Here is a 26,865-nt window from a genome sequence, read left to right as displayed (position 1 = left end):
AAAAGAAGAACAGAATAAGGAGGAGCGGAATGAAAGGAAAGCGTTATTTATCAAGAGCGTGGAAACTGTTGTTAACTGTATTCATAGTATCAAATACGCTGACTGCTGTCTCTTCAGGGGAAATTCTCGCTAAATCAGATTTGAATGGTATTGAAGTGACGGATTATCAAGTTGAAATTCTAGAAACCATTAGCGACAACGGATTTGTCCATCCGGGGGTCGGCTTAATGAAGCCGATTCTGGAAAACATGCGAGAACAGGTATTGGCCAAAAATGAACCGTGGTACTCGTATTTTCAGGCTATGACGCTGTCTGCAGAAGCTTCCAGAACCGTAACATCGAGTAATGAAGATCCAAATCAGCCGATGAAGCCAGCATCGGATGCCTTTAATAGTACAGGTATACAAGCCAAGTTCATTTCAGATGGTTTGAAAGCGCATACACAGTCGCTAATGTATTTTGTTACCGGAGATGAGGTCTATCGTTCTAATGCCATGCGCATTATCCGCATATGGTCACAGATGGACCCTGACAAGTATGAGTATTATTCGGACGCTCATATTCATGCCGGTATACCGCTGAATCGGATGGTTACAGCCGCAGAGATTTTAAGATACAGCAGCAGTCCGTCTTCCGAGTGGGCCTGGAACGATGAGGATACCGAACTATTTACGAAGAACCTCATTGAACCGGTAATGGAGACGTTTCAGTATGATAACAGCTGGTTTATGAACCAGAACAACTATGCGTTGCTTGGTGCTATGGCAGGAAGTATTTTTACAAATAACCTCGAGGAATATACTAAACGGGTCGAATGGTTTACGGTAAATTCCTCAGCGGTTAATCAGGGGTTTAACGGGTCAATCAAGCAAATGTTCCGGCTGGTAGATACCAATGCAGCCACAGGTGAAGTGCTGGACACCCCCGTCGTGCAGCATGTGGAGATGGGAAGAGACCAGGCACATGGAGCAGGTGATTTGACCAATGCGGCCATCATTGCCCGTATGATGCTGGCGCAGGGCACGAAGGTCGATCCTGTTGAAGGAACCGTATCCGACAGAGAGGATGCTGTCGGCCCTTATGAATTTCTCAATGACCGCATCCTGGATGCCGTGGATTACTTCTGGCAATATATGCTGGGCTATGACACCAACTGGGTGCCGACCCCCTTTTCGATTGCTCCGGATGGTACAGTATTAGGAATCTATCACAGAATATCTGATTCGTATAAGGGCAGGATGAATACGGCTCAAATGTGGGATATCTATTATTACTATACCTATGAGAGAAATATGGATATTGCCGAGAGAGCACCGTATTTTTATGAAGCATTTATGAAGCGTCTTCCTTCGAATTACTACTATGCAGGCAGCTACAATCAAGCCTGGAATAGTCCGGATGGGGGCGGAGATTGGTGGCTGTACGTGCCGGAAGCGGCTAAAGACGAAGGAGCCAGATATATTCCTAAGGAACAGACAAACGGAAGCGTCGTTGAAATTGAAGACCGATATACGGCATTTGACGACCGTACAGCCACAAGACAAGAAGGCGGCATGTCTTATGTAGAGTTTCTTGCTAATCCGGCAGGAACCAAGGCTGCCGTTCTGAATCTCTCCTACGGGACACGCTCGGGCTCAAAGCTTGTCGGTATTCGCTTTAGAACAGACCAGATGGCTACGTTACAGATAAGCAGAGATTTCTCGACAGAGCCTTATACGACATTGACGTTGCCGAATACAAGAGGTGAATGGAAATATATCACTTATGATGCCGGAATTGATCATGTTACCTACGCACAGTCGGATAAAGATTATAGTCTCGTCTATCTGAATGTAATTGGAGAAGGCGCGAAGGTTGACTTGGATTATATTCATCTAAATGCAGATACAGAGCTTTCTCCTCCGGTATTCAAATCAGGAATGGGGGCAGAGCGTTATGCCGGATATATCGGGACACCTGTGACGATTGATTTGTCAGCGACTGATTCTGCTCCAGATCACAAAATAGTCTATGAGCTTCAAAACGGTCCGGGTGGAGGGCAGCTGGATTCGGATACAGGGCTCTTTTCTTGGCAGCCAACCCAGACTGGAACATACAACTTCACGGTCATAGCTTCAGATGGAACATCGCTGGCTGCCAAAAATATTGAGGTTAAGGTTACTAATGATCGTAACTCGGCCGTTCAAGCTGTAATTTCATCGTACAATGCAAATACAAGCTATGTAAGTACCACACTGAATCGTTATCAATCGGCTTACCAAGAGACCGTGGACATAATTGCGGACGCTTCAGATGAACAATTCATGCAGCAATTAATCAAGCTGAAGGCAGCAGCAGAGAATCTAGAGGTTCTGACACCTCGCTTGTATGACGGGAGCATGGATTATAGCAGTATTGTAACCTCTTCCTTCGGGACTTCGATTCCGATGCTGCTCGACGGGAACAATAATACATTTCCTGTATACTCCTTGGCTCCGGATTTATATCATATTCTTGACTTCGGAGCGGATTTCAAAATTACAGCGAATGCGTTCTCATTACAGAGTCGAATGAATTTTGTGGATCGAATGGCTGGTTCGACGATTTATGCTTCTAATGATCAGGTACATTGGACCCGGATTACGTCCGGAATCACGGATTTCACCGATGGAATGTCGGAAATTGAGGTGGATCCTGCTTACAGGAATGCCCAGTTCCGCTTTATCAAGATACAAATGATCAATCCGCAGCCTGACGTTCTCTCCGGCAAAGTTCAAAACTTGATGGAATTGGGTGAGTTCCGGATTGATGGTGAGCGACATGAAACCAACAACAAAATGTCACTGGTTTCTATGACTTCAGATCAAAGTATTGCAGGAAGAATATCGATCGGTGACACCGTAAAGCTGTCCATTGAAGCAAAAGCACCTCTGCAAAATGTTGAGATTCAGATTCAGGGGACCGATGCTGAAGCTGCTACGGAGGACAATCTTCATTTTACCGGCACTGCCGTGATGAAGCCTGGGACAGCAACCGGTAAGGTTGCATTTTCAATTGACTACCAGACTGCTGACGGAACCGCAGGGGATACGGTGTACTTTACGACCGATGGTTCCAAACTGTTCCTTGGGGATGATTCAGATCTGATTGAAGATCTATTGACGACTACAACCTTGATCGATTCAACCACCTCCTCGGGAAGATCCGAATCAGAAACCTTAAAACAAACGGGCTACTTGTTTGATAATAACCCGAGCACGAACTCCGATTACCGCTTAAACGGTGCAGGTTCGGGAGGATACATCGCTTTTGATTTCAGAGAAGGCAATCAGGCGACGATAACAGGGGTGGAGATACTAGCCAGACAGGATCAATATTATACAAGAATCAAAGGAGCAGTGGTCCAGGGGTCTAACGATAAGGAGAACTGGAAGACGATCACAAATCAGGCAACGGCCACGATGGATTGGCAAATGCTGCAATCAAACAGTGATCAGGCATATCGATATATACGGGTCTATAACGCAAACAACTGGTTTGGAAATATGGCAGAGATTAAATTACACGGATCTACTGACACCATAAGCCAGATGGAGTCGGTATCGATTTCTTCGGATCAAAGTATAATCCTATGATACGATAGGGGGAAGCTGTACTTATTCGGATTTTATTGCTCGGAAGGAGATGTCAAGATCGCTATGCTAACGCTGGAGGTTCAAGATGAACAGGGCTTGGTAAAAGCCAGCCGGAGTGAAAATACTCACGTGAAGTTAGTCTATCCTAAAGGCTATGAGCCCGGAGACGCCGTTGTACTGCGAAGCACGGAGGTTCCAGTATATTTGGTCATTCAACTGGAGGATTCGATGCCGGCGGCATTTATTTATCTGTCGGAGGAAGCTTTCCGGTTTGCCATTCCGTACGGGGAGAAGAAGGTATCCTATTCACCAAAATCATTTACCGGGGAGATGCATGTAATTAACGCACGTGCAGCGCTGCCGGAGGAGATTCAGGCCTATAAAAACCTAGCGCTCAATCCATATGACCAGCACTCCAATTCAAGCTGTTATCCTCATGCTGCCGCCAATGCAGAGACGCGAGGCGAATCGGTCTTTGCGGCCCGGAATGCCATCAACGGTAATACGGCCAATGATTCCCACGGGGAATGGCCTTATGAATCCTGGGGCATTAATGGCCGGGATGATGCGGAAATTACAGTATATTTCGGAAGAAGCGTCATCATCGATAAGGTCAATTTAACGCTTCGGGCGGATTTTCCGCACGATAATTACTGGGAGCAAGTTACCTTGTACTTCCCAGACGGAAGCTCTCATACGGCCTCGCTTGTGAAGACCCACCAACCGCAAGTAATCACGTTAGCTCCGCGGACTGTTGATCGGGTCACCCTTGGCGAATTGATAAAATCGGATGACCCTTCTCCGTTTCCGGCGCTGACTCAGATTGAGGTCTATGGAAGAGAGGCAAATTAATTTTTAACCGGCTGCGATGTTCGCAGCCGGTTTTTTATAGATTTTTCCGAATCCTTGCACAGTATTGCGCAAAAATTGATGATCATGATAAAATTAACTATTTTAAAGACCGAAAGCTGAACGAGATTTTGTTTGAACCTTAGAAGCAAGAAAGCAGAGGTATTTTATAACGTGGAATCTTACCCTTTTAGCTATGATCCTGGCACCCCTTTTATACAACAAGCGGCGGATTGGGTGGCAGACGTATTTTACGAGCTGCTGCCGGAAGCGGGCTTTGAAGTCCGGGATGAGCAGATCTATATGGCGTTTCAATTGGAAAAGGCATTTGCCGACAAACAAATCATTTTTGCCGAAGCGGGAGTAGGTACGGGGAAAACACTGGCTTATCTTCTGTATGCGGTATGTTACGCGCGGTACACGCGCAAGCCTGCGGTCATTGCCTGCGCGGACGAGTCCTTGATTGAACAGTTAGTCAAACCTGAGGGAGACATCGCGAAGCTGGCCCGGCATTTGGATCTGATCATCGATGCGCGGTTAGGCAAATCGCCGGATCAATATCTGTGCCTTAAAAAGCTAGATCAGGCGAGAATGGAAGCGAACTCGGACATCAATTGGGAAGAAATCGCGGCAGGTCTGCCCGGCTTCGTCAATTCCTCTGCTCCAATGCAGGCCTTCCATGCCTACGGAGACCGGAGAGATTATCCGCAGCTTAACGATGAGCAGTGGAGTACCATCAATTGGGATCCCTTTCAGGACTGCTTCACCTGCGATCGTCGCCACCGGTGCGGGCAGACACTGTCCCGGGATTATTATCGGCGCGCTGCCGACATCATTATCTGTTCGCATGATTATTATCTGGAGCATGTATGGACCTATGAAGGCCGCAAACGGGAGGGCCAGCTGCCGCTCCTGCCTGAGCATTCTTCCGTCGTATTCGATGAGGGACATCTGCTGGAAACCGCAGCCATGAAGGCGTTCGGCTATAAAATGAAGCATACCACCTTCGAAGGATTAATTACGCGCCTTCTGCAAAATGAGATCCGTGAATCCCTGGCCGTGCTGATCGACGAGGCAATTGCGCAGAGCGAGGTGATGTTTGACGCGTTCGGGCAATCCAATCTGCATATCGCGGGGTCGGATCGTAAAGAAATCGTCTTGACCGGGGCATTGTTGAGCGAAGTGCGCCAGTTCCGGGACATCATTTCAGCAATCGAAGAGGAGCTTGTCTTTGAAGGTGAGTTATACACGCTGGACCACTACCAGCTTCGTATTATTGAGGAGCATATGGAGATGCTGCAAAAAGCGCTCCTCCTGTTCGAGCAGCCGGAGTCGTCGGTGATCAGTTGGGTAGAGGATAGTCCGGAAGGGCTCATGCTCTCTGTTATGCCGGGTACGGTTAAGGAAATGCTAAAAAACCAGGTGTTCCACCTTCGGATGCCGGTCGTATTTTCGTCAGCGACAATGGCCGTGGAGAGTTCTTTCCGTTATCTCGCAGACAGTCTTGGCATTGAAAGCTTCCTGTCCTTTTCAGTAGATTCACCCTATGCGTATCAAGAACAGATGGAGGTACTGGCACCACATTGGCAGTTTGCTGACGGATTCGACGGAAAGATGAAGGAAGCAGTGCGGTTTCTGCAGCAAACGGGCGGCAGAGCGTTGATTCTTTTCCCGACTCGTGAAGAGCTTCTTCAGTTCAAGGAAAGGGCGAAGCTCGAACCGCTGCTGAAGGGGATGTCCTTCTACTATGAAGGCGACCGAGAAATCAGTCATTTGATCTCTGAATTCCAGCAGGAGGAGGAGAGTGTCCTCTGTGCGGTCAGTCTGTGGGAAGGACTCGATATTCCGGGGCCTTCGCTCATGAACGTGATGATCTGGTCGCTGCCATTTCCGCCGCTTGATCCTGTATTCAATGCTCGGCGAAAAGCTGTTGCCGATCCCTTTCAGGAGGTGGACATGCCTTATATGCTGCTGCGGCTACGTCAAGGCATCGGCCGGCTAATCCGCTCACGGGACGACTCCGGCATTGTCGTGCTGATGGGCGAAGAGCTTCGGACCCATCCCGAGGTGAGGGAAAAAGTGAGATCCGTTCTTCCCAAGGGTGTTGAGCTAAAGCCATGATTGAAGCCTTTGTCTCCTCTCATAGCACATGTACGGACAAATGCCGAACGGTGGTTTGTTTTTTGGCCGGTATTCTGACATATCGGAATAACTTTGAAGCCGCAGCGTTCGAGGTTGCCCAAAGATATCCCGATGCAAAAATCGTAGTCATCTTTCCTTACGGGATGGCAAGTGGAACCAGCCGTTCTGTACTGCATCGTCTGTTAACCCGACAGCTGGCGCAGGTTGGATATGATCTGATCCATGGCCCTTCCCGGAGGGTGCGGCTTGTATCGGAAATCATTGGTGAGCACATGGCGTCTGCAGATCAGCTTCTTCTGATCGGGCATAGTGCCGGCGGCGTGGTCGCGTATCGTTCCGGGCTTATTCTTGCTGAGAAGTATGGGCAGGAGCAGGTGCGGGTCGTGGCTGTTGGAAGTCCTAAATTCCATTTGAGGGATATCCCGTTCAACAAGCGTTTCATCTATATCAGCGGTCGGAATCCGGACCGAATTACTAGGATCGGCAGCTGGCGCAGGCCGGGTTCGCGAGTTTACTGCGGAAAGCCTGGGCTGGAGATCCAGCTGGACTTCAATCCGGGCAACTTGGGATGGCAGTACCATGCTTCTTATTTTCTCAAATCGGTCTGGGTGGATCAGAATCACGTCTCGCATTCGAATGTGGAAGAGCTCATCTCCAAAATTCATGAGCTACATCCAGAATTTAAGGGATGATGTGCTGAACTGTATTAGTAAGTAACGGTTGAAAATAACTCTCGTGTTTGAACGGTTCTTATGCTTTACGGATCTCGATAATTGAGACCTTACAAATCCATTGACTTACGAACGTATGTTTGGTACTTTGGATATGAGTTTCATATTCTATTTGAATGGTTGTAGAGTGCGTATGACTGAAATCTTAGTTACAGCACGTTCATTCTTACTTACACATGCCCGTTTATTGGAACGCCGATTACTTGAAGTTCTCTATGAAGGTGCTCATCCTGCTTTGGGTCGGTAATGTTGTACGTGCCTATCAAAATTCTGATGGCGGCCTCGGCCATGCTTTAGAACCTGACGTTCATTATCCGGAAAGCCAACCGCTTCTCACTTCTTTTGGCCTTGGAGCATTAGAAGAGGCGGAGTATCGGAACTTAGAATTTGTAACATCTGTATGTAACTATCTTCAATCTGTGTCGGACAAGAAAGGCCTTGTCCCATTTTTTCTGGAGTCAGCTTATCAGTCACCTCTTGCAAGTCATTGGATGCATTCCACAGTATCACCGGGTCTTAACCCTACAGCTGAGATTTGTGGGCTTCTTCATTACCAGGGGGTAGAACATGAGTGGCTTTCTTTAGCAACAGAAACTTGTTGTGAAATGTTTGTTGAGGAGCCTCCTCTTGAAGTCCATGTTCTTTTTTGCGCTGTCAGATTGGCAGAACACATACCCGACAAGGCAATGGCAGAAAATCTGCTAGATGTTATCGCTACAGCTCTTCCGCGTGCTAGTTTTTTTTCAAAGTGGATGCTTCTTCAGATGCTTACGGCTAACGCCTCTTCATTTCGCACCTAAACCTGGATCAATAAGCCGATCATTGTTTACCCAAAGCCAGATCGAGAATCATCTTGAAGTTCTTACAAAACAACAATTACCGGATGGCGGGTGGCTTATTAGTTGGAAAGCACCAGGACCTGCTTCAGAAGTGGAGTGGCGCGGTCGAGTGACTATAGAGGCCATTTGTAGGTTATCTGCTACGGAGTAATATGAGAGATTGAACATTTTGACTGAGCTATGAGAGTATAGTTGTTGATGAAATATGCCGATTACGATATAATTTATGTCATAATCAGTATATTTACTACATGAAGTTATTAAAGGAGCCATAACTAGTGTATGAAGTTAAAATATATGAGGATAGGAATGGAAATTCAGATTTGAAAAATTGGCTTCGTCAGTTAAAGTTTCGCAAAGAAAAGGGGATTAAGGAAGCAAGAATCATACTTAACCAAATACACTATTGTATTGAACGTATAAAATTAGATGGGACTTATGTACCTGAAGAAATTGCAAAGCACATCACAGAGGACATTTGGGAGCTGCGTCCAGACAAACATAGGGTAATGTTTTTCCAAGCGAAAGAAGGGATGTTCATACTACTTAATTACTTTCGTAAAGAAACGCAGAAAACCCCGACTAAAGAAATCAAAAAGGCTTTACAATTAAGAGATGACTGGAACAGGCGTACTCTCTAGCCATCAACAGAAGTGGAGGAATGATTATGAACTTTGATGATTATATGAATGAAATTGGAGAGAACACAATTGAAACGGAAACAATCCGACAGATTGCTCGTATGGTTTCTGACATAGTAAAACGCAGAAAAATGCTTGGACTAACCCAAAATGAAGTTGCCCAAAAGGCTGGACTTTCCCAAGCACAGGTAGCACGGCTTGAAAATAGTTCGCAAATTCCTAGAGTAGACACCTTGATAAAGGTTGCGATTGCCTTAGGAATGAACATTCAATTGAATGAAACCGATGAACAAGCAGTTGCTAGTCATCAAATAGCCCATGCTTAATAAATTTTCGAGAGCCTAAGGGCTCTTTTTTATTGATATCTTTTGATATGGATTTTGACGGATTATTTGAATAAAATTCATTGCAGAAGATGATAATGGCTAGTTTCTGCGTACAGATGGCAATTGAATTCTTTAGATGGACTCCTTCAACATAAACTCGGGATAATTCTCCACGTTTTACATAATAGCGTACAACCAGCGAGGATACAAAGTTTGCGCGGTATCCGGCAATGACAGCTGTGATCGCTTCATGCAGCCCGTTAAATTGTAAAGAGATTTTGGGAACGGATGAATTGTATGTACGACATAGGTTCTTTCATCATTTCGGACAAAGAAACTTGCTGATTCGCATATCTGTGACCAGGTGCAACGACAAACCATAACTCGTCCTGAAACAATTCCTCTTTCAAAATCGTTTCATGATATATCTGGCGTCCGGGGCGAGAACAAATGTTTGTATTTTTCCTTTTCTTTTGAGCAAATACTTTGTATGATAAAAAAGAAGTGAAGTTCGGTATTGCATGGGACTCAGCCTGTACTAAATTAGAGGTAGGTGCGAACATGATTCAATTAACAAACCGCCAAGCACGGCAATTTCTGTTGTTGAAGCATGGACTTTTGGGTGAATTTAAATTTAGTGGGAAGCAGGGCGTAATGGACTTTGCCCGGCAGGTCGGCTGCATTCAATACGACCCCATTGATGTTTGCGGTAAAAACGCCGAATTGGTGCTGCAGTCGCGAATCAAGGGATTTACCAAGGGAATGCTCGCCGAACTGCTGTATGAGGATAGAAGCCTTGTCGATTATCCTGATAAGAACCTGGCCATTATCCCCGTCGAGGATTGGCCGTATTTTGAGCGATACAGGCAAGCCGCGAGGCGGCATGCCGAACGCTATCCCGAAATGGAAGCGTTAATAACGCAGGTGCGGGATCATATCCAAAATCACGGTGTACTAAGTTCGGATGATTTAAAATTGGATGGAGATTTCTCTTGGCAATCGGCCATCCACTGGAGCAGTGGAACCAATTCATCTCGATCGGTGCTGGAGCAGATGTATTCGACAGGTGAGTTGATTATTCATCATAAAAAAGGAACGCGTAAATATTACGATTTGGCCAAGAATTACATACTTCCAAATCTGCTGGATACCCCAGAGCCGCTGGAGGATGAACTTGAGCATTATAAGTGGCGGGTACTGCGCCGGATCGGTGCTGTTGGCCTTTTATGGAATCGTGCGTCAGATGCATGGCTGAATATATGGGGGTTGAAAGCCGAACAGCGCAACGAGGTTTTTCGCCAGCTATTACACGAAGCTCGCATTGTTGCTGTCGCCGTGGAACATATGAAAGATATGCTGTACTGCCGTGCTGAGGACTTACCGCTTATTGAAGCCGTCCTGCAAAATCCGAAGCCGAAATTGCGCTGCGAGCTGATTGCTCCGCTAGACAATTTCATTTGGGACAGAAAGCTGATCAACGAATTGTTTAGCTTCGATTATACCTGGGAGATTTACACGCCTGCAATCAAACGAAAATTCGGCTATTATGTGCTGCCTCTATTATATGGAGAGAGCTTCATTGGCCGGGCCGAGATCATCGCGGAGCGAAAAACGGGAACGCTCGTTGTAAAAAACATCTGGTACGAGAACGGTGTAAAGCAAACAACGCAATTACGAACAGCCTTGAACCGTTGTATACAAAAGTTTGCCTTATTCAACGGGTGTGAGACGATTTCGGCAGAATAGTATATAAAGTGGCATTGTTAGCGCTAGGTATTGTTTTTCAATCGGAAGAAGACCAGTCAATATCTACTGACTGGTCGGAATAAAACTTTTATAATCATCATTTCAGGTTATTGCTAACTTTTTTCTTTACTGGCATCCAAATTTCGCTATATACATTTTCCGATGTACCATTGTGCTTTGTAAAAGAAAATCCAGGTATGTTTGCTACTTCATAGTCTGAAGAAGGCAACCATTCAGAATAAATTTTTGCGGTAGTTTCTTGAAACGAAGCAGGAAATGGTCCTTCAATAGGGAAAATTGCCCATAAACTTTCTTCAATAGAAAGTTGCTCTAAATCATCGAATGGATTTTCTTTTGTAGTTGCAAAACCAATCATATGAGTCAAGAAACCTTTTTCTTCCAAAAAACCATCGTCAAAATCATAAGATACATTCAAGACTTGATGAGGATATAAATCTGCTAATTGATGCATCTCATTTCTTTGTTGTTCGGTAATGGACTGAGCTAGTTCTAGAATTGCATTATTGACACCTTCAAATTGTATCGGCACCCTTTTCGATACACCAACTATATTAAATTTCTCTTTCTCTTCAATTTTGAATTCCATAGAAATTCCTCCTCTTATATCTATAAAGAATGAAAACTTGGGAAATGATTTTTGAATTTTATTCTTTGTTACTTCTGAAGGTAAAAAGCCACACCATTCACGAAAGGCTCTTGAAAATCCTTCGATTGATTGATAGCCAAATTTATAGGCAACATCTGTAACCTTCGCACCGTTTATTAATTCAACATTCGCTACTGATAATCTCCTGTTTTTGATATACTCATTCAATGACATTCCAGCCATATACGAAAACATTCTTTTAAAATGATAATCAGATAGTCCTACAATTTTTGATATATCCTTTCCAGTGATTTCTTCCGTCAAATGTGTTTCAATGTAGTCCATTAACTTATTGAGTTGTTGTAACATTCATTTCCCTCCTTTACCAATACATTTTATAGGCTAAATTTATTTTTCACTCGATATTATTTATATGGAATGTATCGATTATTCTTACAGTCACAATTATCATCCTTTAAGAGCGATGAACCGTATCATAAGTAGGAGCAAGTTTTTATTTTGGATACATGGGAGGTTATGGTGAATGGGGAAAGAGAAGATGAAGGTGGTTACTTTTCAACACGCTCATGTAGAAGCAGCCGGGATGCTTCTGTCAGCACGCCACGCTGCAGAACGAGAAAAGACACCCAGCTTGCCAAAATTATTTGAAGAACCGCTGCATGCCAGACTAGTAATCGATGCTTTGCTAGAGAAGGAAAATGTTAGTGGAGTCGCTGCTTTCAGAGATGCTGAACTTATCGGCTATATGTTGGGGAGGCTGGAAACGGACAAGCAGCGAGAGCGCCATACCTGGGTTGATTATGCAGCTACAGCTATTGCGGCAGAAGAGAGCGCTGAACTTTATCGGGAAATGTATTCCGTGATTGGTGCGGAGTGGGCTAGATCTGGTTCTTTCAAGCATTACGCTCTTGTGCCAGGCGGGGATAATAAGGCAATAGAGGCCTGGTTCCGATTAGGCTTTGCTTATGAACAAGTCCATGGTGTTCAGACCATACCTTCCGATATTTTGCTGCCCCCTCTGAATTCGGATATTCATGTTAGAGTTGCGGCGGAAGCGGATGAGCGGGAGGTTCGCAAAATATCTACACTGATCATGGAGCATCAAGCGAAGTCGCCGGTGTGGGCGCCCGCATTGATCGAGGAGCGCGTGAAGCTGCAAGAGGGCTATGTCGAGTTGATGAAGGATCCTACAGCTTATTTTTGCATAGCCTCCCAAGGGCAGGACATTTTGGGATTCCAGGCGTTTTACCCAACTCAGAATTCAGATTTAAATATGATGCTGCCGGATTCTTGTATTTGTCTGGGTGTTGGAGCGACTGTTCCGCATGCAAGAGGAATAGGAATTGGAACTCATCTTATAAAGCATGGATTTGATCATGCGCGTAAAGCCGGATATATCAACTGCATGACGGATTGGAGAATGACAAATCTGGAAGCTTCGCGGTTTTGGCCAAAACAAAATTTTCTCCCTTACGCTTATCGACTAGTGCGGCACATTGATCCCCGTATTGCTTGGGCCACAGGAAGAGCGTGAAAGTTTTAACGAAATGAAAACACCTTCAAGAGAATATATCCCTGTCGTAAGATATGGAGACCACTTTGGATGTGTTTTTTCATGCCTATTTAAAACGTCCATAATGCTTCCCGTAAGATAATATCTTGTGATACAAGCTCTTATCATTCAGCGCCTTGAGCGGGTATATTTGCGGCCGTGTGTTTACTTCCAGAATCCAAGCTCTTCCTTTTGAATCAACAGCTACGTCCAATCCGAGTTCATGGAACCCCTTATAATGGCGGTCAAAGCTCTCGCCAACGGCAACACCAAGTCGTTTGAGCTCCAGCTCCAGGGATGGAGCGAAGGTGGAACTGAAATCGGTGCCTTTCATCGTCTTGCCAAATGTTTTGATGGTGCCGCCTTGATTGTAATTGGTGGCTACTTTATTTGGGCTGCCGACTTTGGAGAATAGGGCGGTGCTTACCCAAGCACCTTGTTTCGTTTTCTGGACCATTACCCGGATATCAAACGGTTTGCCGTTGCTTCTGGCTAAACGAATTCCCTTTTGCAGCAAATATGGCCGGCTTCCGGCAAAGCGATTCAGATCACGATATAATTGAGTTGAAGTTGAGTATGACGTTTTAGAAGTTTTTAGCTGGCTTTGGTATCCACTGGCTGTTTTACGGATACGAATAATGTTCTTCCCGCCTGATCCGTTTGTGGGTTTGAAGAAGACGCTGGTATAGTCATCAAGCATGGAGATTAGATTTCTTTGGTTAAACGGCAGTGTATGCGGAACGTATTTTTGAATATAGGGATCTTTAAGCAACCATTGGGTCTTCAGCCATTTACTCTTGATGGTGCTGCTTTTGTACTTCATAATAAGAGGCTCACCTCTTGTTTTTTTGTTTAGCTTATGTCGAGAAACAGAGGGGGTCTCCACGAATGCCCAGAACCAAGACATGAGCCTGCGACTATTTTTTTAATAAATTAGAACTTCGGAGCCTGCTGCTTATGTTAATCTGTCTATTAGAGAACTCCAATTAGAGAGAGGGAAGTTACTTGAAAAGAAACGTACTATATATTGAAGATAATGAGAAAATAGGCAGTTGGGTAAAAGAAGAATTGGAGCAGCGGGGATTTTCGGTTCAGTGGCTGCTTTCCGGCGAAGGAGCCGAGCAGGGAGTCCAGCAGCATGAAGTTATCATTCTGGATATCATGCTGCCCGGTTTAGACGGATTTACGATCGGAAAACGATTAAAAAAGGCAGCTCCTGACGTGCCAATCTTGCTGTTATCGGCTCGAACATCGATCAATGACAAGGTAGACGGTTTACAATTTGCCGATGACTACTTAACAAAACCCTTCCATACGGATGAGCTGGTTGCAAGATTGGAGGTATTGATCCGTCGAAGAGGCGGAACACATGCCGAACGGATTGCATTAGGAAACCGAATTGAAGTAGATCCCCAAGGCCAAATGGTGTTTGACAAACATACAGGAGAGGAAATTATACTAACCGGGAAACAACATCAAATCTTAATGTACTTCTTGCGGCACCCTAATCAAGTATTGCCTAAAGAACAAATCTACGAAGCCATTTGGCAAGAACCTTATATCACTGGTGATAAAACCATCATGGTGCATATCCATCGCCTGCGTCAAAAGCTGGAACGTCATCCGGATTCCCCTGAGATTATTGAAACATTGAAGGGAATAGGCTATCGGGTGAAACTATGAATCAGAACAGATCCTTATTTCGTCGTTTTCTAAGAGCACACTTTCTATTTATCTTTTTACCTCCGATTATACTTATTTTCATCAGTGCGTTTTTTGGGGTTTCTGATATCCATAAACAAAATGTAAATACGTTAAATCTGTTTTACGTTACCGTGCTATTGTTTGGGTTTATTATAGTCGCATTTGTGATCTTGTCTTGGTTGTTCTTCTTGAAGCTTCAAAAACGTCTCGCCCGCTTGCAGGAAGTCATGTCATTTTCAGCTGCAACCCACTCCTTTCCTGAACCCCTATCTATTCAAACGGATCGTATGGATGAAATAGACCAGTTAGGAGATTCTTTTAACTGGATGATTCAGCAGCTTGAAGGCAGCCGAAAACGAGCATACGAAGAAGAATTATTACGGCATCGGCTCATTGCGAATTTATCACATGACTTAAGAACGCCGCTTACTATTTTGAGGGGACATGTCACCAGATTGAATAAGGAGCCCTTGAGCGTTGAAGGACAGGAATCATTAACGGAGATCAACCATACGATTACACGAGTCGGGGATCTCATGGACGATTTACTTACTTATACATTGGTTACCTCAGGCAAACATCCTTTTGATCCCGCTCCAACAGATATCGGGCGTTTAGTAAGGGCGTCTGTTGCTGCGTGGTATCCCGTATTTGAAGAGCAGGAGATCCAGCTCGATGTAGATTTACCGGCAGAAGAAACTTTTTATTGGGAAGCGGATCCCAAATGGATGACACGGGTCCTGGATAATTTATTTCAGAATATAGTTCGCCATGCAGCAGAAGGCAGGTATGCAAGCATTGTGGTTGATGTCGAACAAGAACAGATCCTTGTTGCGGACAGAGGCCCCGGTATAGACAACTCTTCCTCTATGCATGGAGCGGGAATCGGTTTATCCACTTGTCGTTATATGCTGGACAAAATGAAGCTCAAGGCGGACTTTGTATCCAATGAAAAGGGTACAAAAGTTGTTATTCGCAGAGCTTAACCTAAAGGTAATCCAGAAGTAAACAGGCTGATAAACGGGATGTAACCTTGCTTCTATAAAATTAGACCATAACAGAAAGGGAGTGTTATGGTTGCTTGAAATCAATAACTTGGTCAAACAGCGTGGAACTCAAGTAATTTTATCAGGGATCAGCTTTACAGCTAGACCAGGTAGAGTAACTGGATTTTTAGGTCCAAACGGGGCAGGCAAGAGCTCTACGCTTCGCATCCTGCTTGGATTAGATCGTGCCACCTCAGGAAGTGCGCTAATAAATGGCAAGCCATTCGCAGAATTACAGAATCCTTTGATGACAATAGGTGCCGCGCTGGATGGGTCTGGGGCTCACCGCAGCCGAACAGGACGGGCTCATTTGCGTTGGATGGCTCATGCCGCAGGATTGCCTCGCTCACGTGTCGAGGAAGTTCTGAAAATAGTGGGTCTTACGAATGCAGCTGGTCAAAGGGTGGGGAAATACTCCCTGGGAATGGGGAGAAGACTTGCCATGGCGGCTGCGCTACTAGGAGATCCGGAAATATTGGTTCTGGATGAACCCGTTAACGGGCTGGACCCGGAAGGAATTCGCTGGATTCGGACTTTTTTACGCGAGCGTGCCGAGGCTGGACACACGGTGCTGCTATCCAGCCATCTCATGGGAGAGCTTGCAGAGACGGTAGATGACGTAGTAATTATTCAGCATGGGAGAATCGTGGCCGATGGAGCTCTGAAAGAAGTAATAGGTAACCGCTCCTCACTGGAGGAAGCCTTTTTTGCCTTGACATCTGAGAAAGCAGGTGACAGGGGATGAGAGCCTTCAACGCGGAACTCTCTAAATTGCTCTCCCTGCCAGGCATTTGGCTCGCCTTACTTATTGGAGCATGTGCCCCAGCGATCATAGCTGCCTTGGACAGCATAGCCCAAAAAGAGGAGATTATAGCTGGAGTTAGCACACGGCTATTAGAGGTTGGCTATATTGGACTAGCTCTTGGTGTGCAAGGTGTCATTATTCTAGGCGTTTTTGCTGTCAGTAGCGAGTATTTGACAGAGAGCAGCGAAGCAGGTAGAGGCCAACAGATTACAACGAGTTTAACGGTTGTTTCATCCAGACTTCATTTTTTGCTGGCCAAAGCAGGGGCTGTGACCGTAATCAGCATGGTACTCAGTGTTGTTGCTATTGTGACTACTTTGTCGGCCACGCATCTTGTTCTTGGCGAGTATACCCCTCCATTTGAAGGGACTAAGCTGCTTGGTGTAGTTTGTTACTGGATCTTCACCGCTCTTTTGGCATTCGGGATTACGGTTATAACCAAGAATGGTACGATTCCGCTTGCTGTACTCATCATAAATACATCCTTTGTCTCCTTCAGCTTCCTTCTATCTAAGGTGACTAAGTTAGCGTTATACTTACCGGATCGGGTTGGTATCGAGATGTTTATGTTTACGAGCGACAGATTTCTCACCCCGTTCAAAGGCGGTTTAGTTATGTTCGCCTGGGTAGCCGTTCTTTTCATTGCTGCAGTTGTTGTGTTCCAGAGGAGGGACGTAGCGGCATGAGTGTCCCTTCTATTAGAAAGATAATCCGAGTCCTTCGTGCTGAGCTGGACAAATTAATGACATTAACTGTTACATGGCTCACTCTTTTAGCTACATTCATTCTTAATTTACTTTTAGCCGCTGCTTTTACTTCGGTTGCTCTGCAAGGGGCAGCAGGGACGCAAAGCATTCTGAATACAGGGTTGGCATCTATGGGATATCTTCAAGTTGGGTTCATTATTCTTGGGATCTTGGCTGCTTGCTCGGAGTATACCGGTGGACAGATTCGAACGACCTTAACTGCAACACCTTGGCGCGGGCTTCAACTATGCGCGAAATATTTGGGATTGGCCTTCATCACCGTTCCAGCGGCATTTTTTATTGCTGCATCTGGCGTTCTTTATACTTTTATTAGGATGAGCGGCACAGCAGCAGGGGTTGCAGTAGATACTATAATAGCAGCATTAGCAGGGGCAACAGCCTATTTGACTTTGACCACGCTTTTTAGTGCAGCTATTGGTGCTTTATTTAGACGATCCACTCCTGCCTTAGTAGTATTGCTTGGTTATTATTTCGTAGTCAGTCCATTAGTGAGAGAATATCTGACTCGATTTAAGAATTATTTTCCGGATACCGCAGGATATTATATGTATATGCCGCCTTCACCAGATGAAATAAATGTCCTGACGCCGCTGCAAGGGGCAGGGATTCTACTGTTATGGACCCTGATCGTTATTACGGCAGCGATTATATTTTACCGGAAGCGGGATGCGTAACCTAAGTTTGGTCATGAACATTGCAGTCAAAATCTTTACATTACTTTGATATAATCTGCATCTAATCTTGACCCTGCACGATTAATATCCAAATAATACGTATAGAGGTTATCACATGTCTAAAACAATACTGGTTGTAGAAGATGAGCCTATTTTAAGGGAAATCATGAAAGATTATTTGCTTGAAGAAGGCTTTAAAGTGCTTGAAGCGGATGAAGGGAAAAAAGCTCTGGCTTTATTTCAAGATCATGAAGTGGATTTAATCATCTTGGATATCATGCTCCCTGAACTGGACGGGTGGTCCGTGTGCAAACGCATCCGAAAGGTCTCCAATGTTCCGATTATCATGTTGACGGCTCGTTCGGATGAGGATGATACCTTGATGGGTTTTGAATTGGGAGCTGACGACTACGTAACCAAACCCTACAGCCCTCCAATTTTGCTGGCGCGTGTGAAGCGGCTTTTGGAGAGCAGGCAGATCCGGGAGCAAGAAGGCGATACATTGTCCAGCAACGGTATTTCCATCCACTTTCCATCCCGAACGGTGGCAGTGGATGGGCAAAACTGCAGCTTGACGCATACGGAATTTGAAATTCTGGCTTATCTGATGAAAAACAAAGGAATTATTATTACCAGAGAACAGCTGATTACAAAGATCTGGGGGTATGATTTTGTCGGTGATGATCGCACGGTCAACAGTCATATTCGCAATCTGCGTTCCAAGCTGAGGGGGCGCGCCAGGAATATTGCCACGATCGTCCGATCAGGTTATAAGTTCGAGGACAAGTTATGAAGCAAGGGATTGTTCTAAAGCTGTTCCTATTTACGACAGGATTATGCTTATTCATTCTTGCCGTCATCTTTACCTTGCAGACCGTATTTTTCAAACAGTATTATGTTCATCAGAAAGTGAAGGACGTGAGCGCGGCGCTTCAGGCTTATGAACAAGACTACCTGAATCAAACAACAGACACGCAGGAGACAGCAAAGCTGGAGCAAGATTTTTATCAAAAGCATAATATCTGGGTGACGACTGTGGACACTCAAGGGAATTTAAAGTACATAGATGATTTCTTCATGGAAGTCAAGCTGGGACATTCGGATGAATCTATGTTTTCCAATAAGACAATGACCATTCCTCTGTATAGTGTGATCAGCATAGAGGACTTCAGCAGTGATAATCCGTTCCTCACGCCTTGGATTAAAGAAGGGGAAGAGATCGCCATGGAAGGTTTGATCATGAATGGCCAGCCGGTGATCCAGCGGATGGGAAGAGGCAATTCTAACCTAAGAGACGAAAGCAGGCTGGAAAATTCGCAGATGGTGAGGAAAGAAGGCGAGGTCCTCAATCGATATGCCAACGCGTTCCAATATCGCGAAAAATATCCTACATTTCTGGTCAAGGGAACCATTATGAAGGTCCGAATACCGGAAGGCGCAGGAGTCTCGCGTTATACCAATCACTTGTTGCTGGACCGCATTAAGGCTTTTCAAGCGGATCTATTGTACGGCGACTGGAAGGATAGCAAGAAGGCCAATCAGATCATAGATTACAAAGAAAATGATGTGAATTACAAGATTTTCGTGAATTGCATACAAGATCGCGACGGAAATCCCGCATACCTGTTCGCGATGACATCACTCCAGCCGGTTAATGAAGCCGCAGGGATGATCAAGGAATACTATGTCTACATCATTATTGCCACTCTGATTCTCGTGGTGCTGGCATCGTTCTATTATTCTCGTCAGATTACCCGGCCGCTGCTGCGCATCAACCGTACCACACGGCAAATGGCGGACCTTGATTTTTCGGAAAAAATCCCCATTACAACGAAGGACGAAATCGGGGCCTTGTCAAGCAACATTAACGAGCTCTCCGAGCGGCTGCACGCTCATATTCTTCGGCTTGAGCAGGACATCGAGAAAGAAAAGCAGCTGGAGAATACGAGAAAAGAATTTATATCCGGCGTGTCCCATGAGCTGAAAACTCCTCTAAGTGTTATTCAGAGTTGCCTGGCCATTATGAAGGACGGTGTGGCAAGCCATAAACGCGATTACTATTTTAAGGCGATGGAGGACGAAGTCAAAAGAATGGATCTGCTGATCGCGGATATGCTGGAATTGGCCAAATATGAATCCGGAACGTATACCATGGATATGGATTCTTTTTATATCGACGCCGTTATTGAGCGGGTATGCGCAAAATTGGATACGGACATCGAGGCCAAGCAATTACATCTTGAACTGTCACTGAAACCTGTAGAAGTGCTGGCTAATGAGCGGCGAATTGAGCAAGTCGTCGTCAATTTCCTCAGCAACGCGATTCGCTATACGCCGGAGCAGGAGTCCATTCTCGTCAGCATCCTGGAAGATGGCGACACCGTTAAAGTATGCATTGAAAATAAAGGAGCCCATATTCAAGGCCAACAGCTTGAGAGGATCTGGGACCGGTTTTATCGCGGGGAGCCATCCCGAAAACGGTCGACTGGAGGAACCGGGCTTGGCCTTGCCATCTCAAAAAAGATTCTGGAAATTCATGGTGTCACATATGGTGTAACCAATACTTCTGATGGAGTCCTATTCTATTTTCATTTGAATAAGAAAGCGTAGAACCCTTTTCAAAAGGATCATCGCTTGCAGAACGCAGCAATAGCATCCTGTGGAAAGAGGGGGCTGTTCTTGAAGGTCTTTTATGGACCTGTCAGGAACAGCTCCTTTTTGTTTGCCGCAGCCTAATCCTCATACGCCTCATACTCTACCAAAGTTTGATATCATCTGCACCTTATCTTTATCTCCGGCGACTACACTTTTTGCAGGAGGAGGAGAGAGCTTTATGAGAAAAGGCAGCGCGATTATAATCACCCTTTTGTCTATGCTGGTAATCGTTCTGCTGTATCAACTTGTTTCCGGAGAAGGGAGAATAAGCGACCGTAAAGCCGGCATGGATGTTCGCTCGGAGAAGATAAGGACGCTGGAACATCAGCTAGAAAAGCCTTCTAAGGTCGTGATTGATCCAGGACATTTTAAATTAAAGAGAGGAACATGAACATGAAAAAAACAGTAGTAACTCTACTAATTGGGAGTATTACACTTGCCTTGGCAGCCTGCGAAAACGAGTCTGCAAGCTCGACTCAGCAGCAACCGACTACTCAAAACCAAGGACAGGTAACGGAAACAAAAGGCCCAGTAGAAACCGAGTATCAAGCATTCTTCCAGAATAGTGTATTTTTTGGGGATTCCATTACGGAGGGGTTATCTTTCCATGATGTGCTGAAAGAGGAGAATGTTCTGGCAGGCGCAGGAAAAACGGCGGAATTCGCACTTCAAGATATGGATGAGTTGATCAAGCGGGACCCCGAACGAATCTTTATCCTCTTGGGTTCGGATGACATTTTATGGCCGACGGATAACCCCAAGGCCTATTCCATGAAAAACTATGCGAAGCTGATCGGTATGATTAAGGAAAAACTTCCACAAGCGAAAGTAACCCTTTTATCGGTTACCCCGGTAACCGCGGATGCGGAAGAACTGGAACCAAGATACAAAAATATCAATGATTATAACGAAGGCTTAAAAGAGTTGGCGGAAAAAGAGAACATTGGATATGTTGATTTGTCCCCGATATTATCAAACGGCTCAAATGATCTGTACGACTCGGACGGCATTCATTTTAAACCGGAGTTTTACAATAGAATGCTGGATCTGCTAAAAGATCAAGTGGAATAGCATGCAATGGATCAACCAACTCGGAGGTGTGAATATTGGTCTTTAGCAGCCTAATATTTCTGTTCCTCTTTCTGCCGGCCACCATTCTGATCTATTACGCATCTCCGATGAAATTTCGAAATGCTGTCCTCCTTGTAGTCAGCCTGATTTTTTATGCATGGGGAGAGCCGTTATACATTTTCATCATGATCTTCTCCACGGTCTTCGATTATATCAACGGGCTGCTGATCGATAAGTATAGACATCGGAAGCGGATTGCCAGATCGATTTTTATCGGTTCGATGGCCGGCAGTCTGGGTATTCTCGGATTTTTCAAATATGCGGATTTTGTCGTGGACAACATCAATCAATTGTTTCATATGAATATCCAAGCAGCAGATCTGCCGCTGCCTGTGGGCATATCTTTCTATACCTTTCAAACGATGTCATATGTCGTTGATGTTTACTTGGATAAAGTACCGGTACAGAGGAATTTCATCTCTTTTGGGGCATATGTGACGATGTTCCCGCAGCTTGTAGCAGGTCCCATTGTTAAATACGGCGATATTGCAGGGCAGCTTATTTCCCGAAAGGTGACTCTGGATCGTTTTGGCGAAGGGGCCGAGCTGTTCATCAGAGGGCTTGCCAAAAAAGTGCTGCTGGCCAATAACATCGGATTATTATGGGCGAGTGTTAAATCGACGCCGATCGAGGAACTGAGCGTACTCTCCGCCTGGCTTGGCATTACCGCATTTACATTGCAAATCTATTTTGATTTCAGCGGTTACTCGGATATGGCACGGGGGCTAGGGAAAATGTTCGGATTTGATTTCATGGAAAATTTCCGTTATCCCTACATTTCTAAAAGTGTAACCGAATTTTGGCGCAGATGGCATATTTCGCTCGGCAGCTGGTTTCGGGAGTACGTGTATATACCGCTTGGCGGGAATAGGTCAGGATTTAGGAAACAGCTCCGGAATTTACTGGTCGTATGGTTTTTAACCGGGTTATGGCATGGCGCCAGTTGGAACTTTATCGTATGGGGCTTGTATTTCGGGTTCTTTGTGATCATCGAGAAACGATTTCTTTTGCAAAGTCTTGGACGCTTACCCGCTTTTGTCAGCCATGTCTACACGCTTCTGGTCGTTATGATCGGCTGGGTATTGTTCGAAATGGCGGATTTGGCCTCTGTTTGGCGTTTCATGGGCGTAATGCTCGGTTTCGGCGGGCATGCATTTGCGGATCAGCAGGCTCTCTATGATTTGTCTACAAATGCTGTATTGCTTGTTGTATTGGCGATCTGTGCAACTCCGCTTCCGGGAAAGTTGTTATCCTCCATGAAGGAAAAGAGGAGAGTTGCCGGTATCCTTACCGTTCCGCTTATCTATTTTCTATCCCTGGTCTTGTCGACGGCTTACTTGGTTAATGAAACCTACAATCCGTTTTTATATTTCCGATTTTAAAGGAGGCAGCCATGGGAAATTACAAAAACATTATAAAGAAATTGCTGGCCTTATTGCTGCTTCTGTTTATAAGCGTAATCGCAGTTCTTAATCTTTTGGCGGCGGATCATTCATTTTCGGATTCGGAAAACCGGATGTTGCAGCAACTGCCGCATTTCTCGTTGAAAGCCTTGCCGTCAGGGGATTTCACTGCTGATTTCGAGAAGTATATATCCGACCAATTTGTTTTCAGAGATTTTTGGATCGGGGCAAAAACCGATACGGACCGGCTCATGGGAAAAAAGGAGAGTAATGGGGTTTACCTAGGAGCTGACGGGTATCTGATTCAGAAGTTTATTCCCCCGGCAGAAGAGGATTTGAAGGAGAAGATCGATGCCATTCATGCGTTCGATCAGGTCACACCGGAATTGCAAAAATATGTGATGCTGGTGCCAACAGCAGTAGCTCTATATAAAGACATGCTTCCGAAATATGCTATCATCGGCGATCAAGAAGCATACCTGAAAAAAGTACAGCAATTGCTGCATCACGATATTCGTTTTATTGAGGTTTTTCCAAGTTTATATGCTGAGCGTGATCAACCTGTATTTTATAAGACCGATCATCATTGGACGACTCAAGGCGCTTATGTCGCCTACTTAGAGCTCTGCAAGCAGATGGGGCTGACACCCCAAAAGGAGAAGGAGTTTAATATCCGGCAAGTAACCGATGAATTTTACGGGTCGCTTTTTTCGAAAAGCGGCTTCAGACATGTACAGCCTGATCGTATAGAGCTGTATTTGCCAAAAGATCAAGAGGAATATACCGTAACATATGTCGACGAAGGGAGGATAACGGATTCATTATATGCGATGGAGCAACTGCAAGAGAAGGATAAATATGCGTTGTTTCTTAACGGTAACCATGCGCTTATCCAAATTAAAACGGCTAATACGAACGGAAGAAAGCTGCTGATAGTCAAAGATTCGTATGCCAACAGCCTCATTCCTTTCTTGTTAAAGCATTTTAGCGAAATTCATGTAGTAGACCTGCGGTATTATGAGGAAGACTTAATCTCGTTCGTGAACGAGCAGGGGATCCAAGACATGCTATTGCTTTATAATGCAAATACATTTTTTGAGGATCCATCCATAAAATATTTAGCGGAGTGATCAAATGAAAAAACTGTGGAGTGTGAAAAATGGGCTTTACCCCGTTATGCTTGCATTAATTGTCATAATTGGCGTCTTATCTGGATGTGCTGGCAAGGATGCCGAGACTTCTAAGCAACTGTCGGCCACCCAAATTGGAATAAGTATCGAACAGTTTGTGAGCCTGAAAGAAATGAAAAAGGCGGATCTGAATAAGCTGCAGAAATTGTATAAGATTGATGTGGACAGCGTGGATGATTTTATTCTTTATACATCTATATCGAATGTAAAAGCTGATGAATTGGCCGTCATCAAGATGAAGGATGAGAGTCAGGCAGAAAGCGTCGAAGAGAATATTAAGCAACGAATAGAAGCACAAAAAATGAAATTCCAGGACTACCGCCCGAATGAATATTTTTTGGTCGAAAATCATGTGCTGAAGACGGCAGGGCCATTTGTCTTCTTCGCAGTTTCTAAAGAGGCTGATCAAATGGAACGCGCGTTTGATCATGCATTTTGATTGGCTGGTCAGCTTGCGGTTTATCGATCCTTACCTGTTAAATATTTGCACATCCCTTTACTTAAACGATGATCGGGGCGTATAATTCGTAAAGACATCGGAGTGGGAAGAGGGAAGTAGATTATGAACAATGGTTTGGTTAACGCTATTATCGCGTATATCATGTGGGGGGTTCTCCCGCTGTATTGGAAGTTGTTTAACGATGTGCCGGCAGGCGAGATTCTGTCACATCGGGTTGTCTGGTCGTTCGTCTTTATGGGGATTCTCGTCGCAGTCCAGCGTCGCTGGGGTGACATGAAGCGGATTGCGGCTAGCCGCTCGCTCCTGCTGTCACTCACCGCTAGCGGACTGCTGATCGCCGCTAATTGGCTCATCTTCATCTGGGCGGTCAACAATGACCATGTCGTCGAGACAAGCCTCGGCTATTATTTGAACCCGTTGCTGAACGTGCTGCTTGCGGTAGTCTTCCTTCGTGAGAAGCCAAGCCGTGGCCAATGGCTCGCGATTGCTATCGCTGGCGCCGCGGTGCTTATCATCGCCATCGACTATGGACGGTTCCCATGGATCTCAATCTCACTGGCCGCGACGTTTGGCTTGTACGGCCTCGCGAAGAAGAAGATCGGACAAGACGCTTCTGTAGGCTTGCTGTCGGAGACGGCTGTAGTCCTGCCCGTTGCGATTGGTTATTGGATCTATTTAGCCGCCATGGGGAAGACGACGGCATGGACGCTGCCTGTGCCCACATTCATCGAATTGCTGCTTTCCGGCGTGGTAACGGCGCTGCCGCTGCTTTTCTTTGCGCGAGCGGCAGCCCGGATGTCGCTGTCCACGCTTGGCTTCGTCCAATACATCGGGCCGACGATCATGCTGTTACTTAGCATATTCATGTTCAAGGAATCGGTCTCACCGGTTCTTCTCATCGGCTTCGCGCTGATCTGGACAGCGCTTGTCGTCTACGCTGCGGCATCGGTTCGCGGCACGAAACTCGCAGCAAAAGCGAGCTGACAGCAAACACGTCGCCCTTTCAGCCATTTCCACCCCTTGGGGAGGAGGTGGCTGTTTCTGTTTGGGGTTAACTTACGGGCAAGCTAATGTAATGTATAGTAAAATATTCCTATCAAATAATTCATATATAGGATAGGTGAGAATAAAATTGCGAAAGGCTTTAATGTTACGGATATATATCAAGAGTTTTGCTTTTTATATGGTGAATTATCGGAAGCTTGCGAAGCTTATCGGAAAAAGAAAGATGATTTAGGGGAAGAGTTGGCCGATGTCGCACTCTACTTAATAGGACTTTCAGAACTTCTAGGAATTAACCTGGAAGAAGAAATAATGAATAAAATGGAAAAAAACGAAAAAAGAAAATACGAAACTATAAATGGTGTACTTACAAAAGTGAAAGAATAATATAAAGAAATTCACGCAACACGATTTGAAGCAGCCGCTCTCTCCCTTTTTTGCATCAATGCTCAAATGGTGAAGGTTCAACAAAACGGCCACTGCTCTTTAAAAGCAGAGGCCGTTTTGTGATCTAATTTCCCTGGCCAATAAATAATTCGATCCGACTTTTTATAGCATCCCGAACGTTTCGGAACTGTGTCAGGATGTCTTCTTCAGTACCAGTTGCCTTTGCCGGATCATCAAAGCCCCAATGCCATTTAATCACATTCGGATTCATGATAACGGGGCAATGTTCATCAGCATGTCCACACAATGTTATGACATAGGTGGCTCGGTTTAGTATATCTGGATCGATCACATCTGAACTATTTCCACTAATATCAATGCCAGCTTCTTTCATCACTTGAACAGCTCGCGGGTTTAGTCCGTGTGCTTCGAGTCCAGCACTTTTAACTTCATATTTTTCTCCACTCAACGTTTTTAGAAAGCCGTCAGCAATTTGGCTGCGGCAAGAGTTTCCCGTACACAAAAAATAGACAATTGGTTTATCGTTCATGTTGAATTCCCCTTTATGCAACA

26 protein-coding genes and 1 pseudogene are annotated in these 26,865 nt (G+C 45.1%); 23 read left to right on the top strand and 4 right to left on the bottom strand.

The window, feature by feature from the left end; genetic code table 11:
• Positions 1 to 29: 29 nt before the first annotated feature.
• From KI362_RS17750 to KI362_RS17720, 7 genes are all read left to right on the top strand, one after another.
• Positions 30 to 3,614: a discoidin domain-containing protein gene (locus KI362_RS17750; RefSeq protein WP_301629098.1), complete on the top strand. Its 3,585-nt coding sequence runs from the start codon at positions 30 to 32 to the stop codon at positions 3,612 to 3,614.
• A 63-nt stretch (positions 3,615 to 3,677) separates the two neighbouring features.
• A complete protein-coding gene (locus KI362_RS17745) occupies positions 3,678 to 4,466 on the top strand; it encodes a carbohydrate-binding protein (RefSeq protein WP_301629096.1) in 789 nt (262 codons plus the stop codon).
• A gap of 171 nt (positions 4,467 to 4,637) precedes the next feature.
• Entirely contained in the window at positions 4,638 to 6,584 is a 1,947-nt protein-coding gene (locus KI362_RS17740) for an ATP-dependent DNA helicase (RefSeq protein ID WP_301629094.1), read from the top strand.
• Between the two features lie 62 nt (positions 6,585 to 6,646).
• Positions 6,647 to 7,297, top strand: a complete 651-nt coding sequence (locus KI362_RS17735) for an alpha/beta hydrolase (protein WP_301629092.1) — start codon at positions 6,647 to 6,649, stop codon at positions 7,295 to 7,297.
• 254 nt (positions 7,298 to 7,551) lie between these two features.
• Complete coding sequence (locus KI362_RS17730) at positions 7,552 to 8,136, top strand: hypothetical protein (protein WP_301629090.1); 585 nt, start codon at positions 7,552 to 7,554, stop codon at positions 8,134 to 8,136.
• A gap of 317 nt (positions 8,137 to 8,453) precedes the next feature.
• The gene (locus KI362_RS17725; RefSeq protein ID WP_212939675.1) at positions 8,454 to 8,816 is read left to right on the top strand and encodes a type II toxin-antitoxin system RelE/ParE family toxin; all 363 of its coding nucleotides are present in this window, start codon (positions 8,454 to 8,456) and stop codon (positions 8,814 to 8,816) included.
• Positions 8,817 to 8,842: 26 nt separating this feature from the next.
• On the top strand, positions 8,843 to 9,142 hold the full coding sequence (locus KI362_RS17720) for a helix-turn-helix domain-containing protein (protein WP_249412984.1): 300 nt from the start codon (positions 8,843 to 8,845) through the stop codon (positions 9,140 to 9,142).
• Between the two features lie 15 nt (positions 9,143 to 9,157).
• Here KI362_RS17720 and KI362_RS17715 read toward each other — a convergent pair.
• Positions 9,158 to 9,567: pseudogene (locus KI362_RS17715) on the bottom strand (LysR substrate-binding domain-containing protein); the annotation flags it as partial.
• Positions 9,568 to 9,703: 136 nt separating this feature from the next.
• Between KI362_RS17715 and KI362_RS17710 the strand changes: the two are divergent.
• The gene (locus tag KI362_RS17710; protein ID WP_301629088.1) at positions 9,704 to 10,888 is read left to right on the top strand and encodes a winged helix-turn-helix domain-containing protein; all 1,185 of its coding nucleotides are present in this window, start codon (positions 9,704 to 9,706) and stop codon (positions 10,886 to 10,888) included.
• 97 nt (positions 10,889 to 10,985) lie between these two features.
• Here KI362_RS17710 and KI362_RS17705 read toward each other — a convergent pair whose 3' ends face one another.
• Positions 10,986 to 11,864, bottom strand: coding sequence for an AraC family transcriptional regulator (locus tag KI362_RS17705; RefSeq protein ID WP_212939673.1), 879 nt, complete (start codon positions 11,862 to 11,864; stop codon positions 10,986 to 10,988).
• A 175-nt stretch (positions 11,865 to 12,039) separates the two neighbouring features.
• Between KI362_RS17705 and KI362_RS17700 the strand changes: the two genes are divergently transcribed.
• The gene (locus tag KI362_RS17700) at positions 12,040 to 13,050 is read left to right on the top strand and encodes a GNAT family N-acetyltransferase (protein ID WP_301629086.1); all 1,011 of its coding nucleotides are present in this window, start codon (positions 12,040 to 12,042) and stop codon (positions 13,048 to 13,050) included.
• Between the two features lie 85 nt (positions 13,051 to 13,135).
• Here KI362_RS17700 and KI362_RS17695 read toward each other — a convergent pair whose 3' ends face one another.
• The gene (locus KI362_RS17695) at positions 13,136 to 13,975 is read right to left on the bottom strand and encodes a YheC/YheD family protein (RefSeq protein WP_301629084.1); all 840 of its coding nucleotides are present in this window, start codon (positions 13,973 to 13,975) and stop codon (positions 13,136 to 13,138) included.
• Positions 13,976 to 14,073: 98 nt separating this feature from the next.
• Between KI362_RS17695 and KI362_RS17690 the strand changes: the two genes are divergently transcribed.
• The 14 genes from KI362_RS17690 (at position 14,074) to KI362_RS17625 (ending at position 26,292) form a co-directional block, all read left to right on the top strand.
• A complete protein-coding gene (locus KI362_RS17690; RefSeq protein WP_212939670.1) occupies positions 14,074 to 14,751 on the top strand; it encodes a response regulator transcription factor in 678 nt (225 codons plus the stop codon).
• Entirely contained in the window at positions 14,748 to 15,758 is a 1,011-nt protein-coding gene (locus KI362_RS17685) for a HAMP domain-containing sensor histidine kinase (RefSeq protein ID WP_212939669.1), read from the top strand. The genes KI362_RS17690 and KI362_RS17685 overlap by 4 nt, the downstream gene beginning before the upstream one ends.
• Before the next feature lie 91 nt (positions 15,759 to 15,849).
• Positions 15,850 to 16,563 (top strand): ABC transporter ATP-binding protein, encoded by a 714-nt coding sequence (locus tag KI362_RS17680; protein WP_212939668.1) that lies wholly within the window; start codon positions 15,850 to 15,852, stop codon positions 16,561 to 16,563.
• Positions 16,560 to 17,309: an ABC transporter permease gene (locus tag KI362_RS17675; protein WP_212939667.1), complete on the top strand. Its 750-nt coding sequence runs from the start codon at positions 16,560 to 16,562 to the stop codon at positions 17,307 to 17,309. Before KI362_RS17680 ends, KI362_RS17675 begins: the two co-directional genes overlap by 4 nt.
• Entirely contained in the window at positions 17,306 to 18,064 is a 759-nt protein-coding gene (locus tag KI362_RS17670) for an ABC transporter permease (protein WP_212939666.1), read from the top strand. The genes KI362_RS17675 and KI362_RS17670 overlap by 4 nt, the downstream gene beginning before the upstream one ends.
• A 115-nt stretch (positions 18,065 to 18,179) precedes the next feature.
• Positions 18,180 to 18,857, top strand: a complete 678-nt coding sequence (locus tag KI362_RS17665) for a response regulator transcription factor (RefSeq protein ID WP_212939665.1) — start codon at positions 18,180 to 18,182, stop codon at positions 18,855 to 18,857.
• A complete protein-coding gene (locus tag KI362_RS17660; protein ID WP_212939664.1) occupies positions 18,854 to 20,674 on the top strand; it encodes a sensor histidine kinase in 1,821 nt (606 codons plus the stop codon). The genes KI362_RS17665 and KI362_RS17660 overlap by 4 nt, the downstream gene beginning before the upstream one ends.
• Positions 20,675 to 20,756: 82 nt before the next feature.
• On the top strand, positions 20,757 to 21,110 hold the full coding sequence (locus tag KI362_RS17655; protein WP_301629074.1) for a hypothetical protein: 354 nt from the start codon (positions 20,757 to 20,759) through the stop codon (positions 21,108 to 21,110).
• Complete coding sequence (locus tag KI362_RS17650; protein WP_301629072.1) at positions 21,107 to 21,790, top strand: GDSL-type esterase/lipase family protein; 684 nt, start codon at positions 21,107 to 21,109, stop codon at positions 21,788 to 21,790. Before KI362_RS17655 ends, KI362_RS17650 begins: the two co-directional genes overlap by 4 nt.
• 35 nt (positions 21,791 to 21,825) lie before the next feature.
• Positions 21,826 to 23,232, top strand: a complete 1,407-nt coding sequence (locus tag KI362_RS17645; RefSeq protein WP_301629070.1) for an MBOAT family O-acyltransferase — start codon at positions 21,826 to 21,828, stop codon at positions 23,230 to 23,232.
• Between the two features lie 11 nt (positions 23,233 to 23,243).
• Positions 23,244 to 24,383, top strand: coding sequence for a DHHW family protein (locus tag KI362_RS17640; RefSeq protein ID WP_301629068.1), 1,140 nt, complete (start codon positions 23,244 to 23,246; stop codon positions 24,381 to 24,383).
• 4 nt (positions 24,384 to 24,387) lie between these two features.
• Complete coding sequence (locus KI362_RS17635; protein WP_301629067.1) at positions 24,388 to 24,882, top strand: DUF4358 domain-containing protein; 495 nt, start codon at positions 24,388 to 24,390, stop codon at positions 24,880 to 24,882.
• Positions 24,883 to 25,005: 123 nt separating this feature from the next.
• Positions 25,006 to 25,887, top strand: coding sequence for an EamA family transporter RarD (gene rarD, locus KI362_RS17630; protein ID WP_301629065.1), 882 nt, complete (start codon positions 25,006 to 25,008; stop codon positions 25,885 to 25,887).
• A gap of 123 nt (positions 25,888 to 26,010) precedes the next feature.
• A complete protein-coding gene (locus KI362_RS17625; protein ID WP_306432847.1) occupies positions 26,011 to 26,292 on the top strand; it encodes a MazG-like family protein in 282 nt (93 codons plus the stop codon).
• A 124-nt stretch (positions 26,293 to 26,416) separates the two neighbouring features.
• Here KI362_RS17625 and arsC read toward each other — a convergent pair whose 3' ends face one another.
• Positions 26,417 to 26,842 (bottom strand): arsenate reductase (thioredoxin), encoded by a 426-nt coding sequence (gene arsC, locus KI362_RS17620; RefSeq protein WP_301629063.1) that lies wholly within the window; start codon positions 26,840 to 26,842, stop codon positions 26,417 to 26,419.
• Positions 26,843 to 26,865 lie beyond the last annotated feature (23 nt).

The sequence above is a fragment of the Paenibacillus apis genome (genome assembly GCF_018333295.1).
Lineage (GTDB): Bacteria > Bacillota > Bacilli > Paenibacillales > Paenibacillaceae > Fontibacillus > Fontibacillus antibioticophila.
Note: the sequence above shows the minus strand (reverse complement) of the source record. Positions and strands in the feature narration are given on the sequence as shown.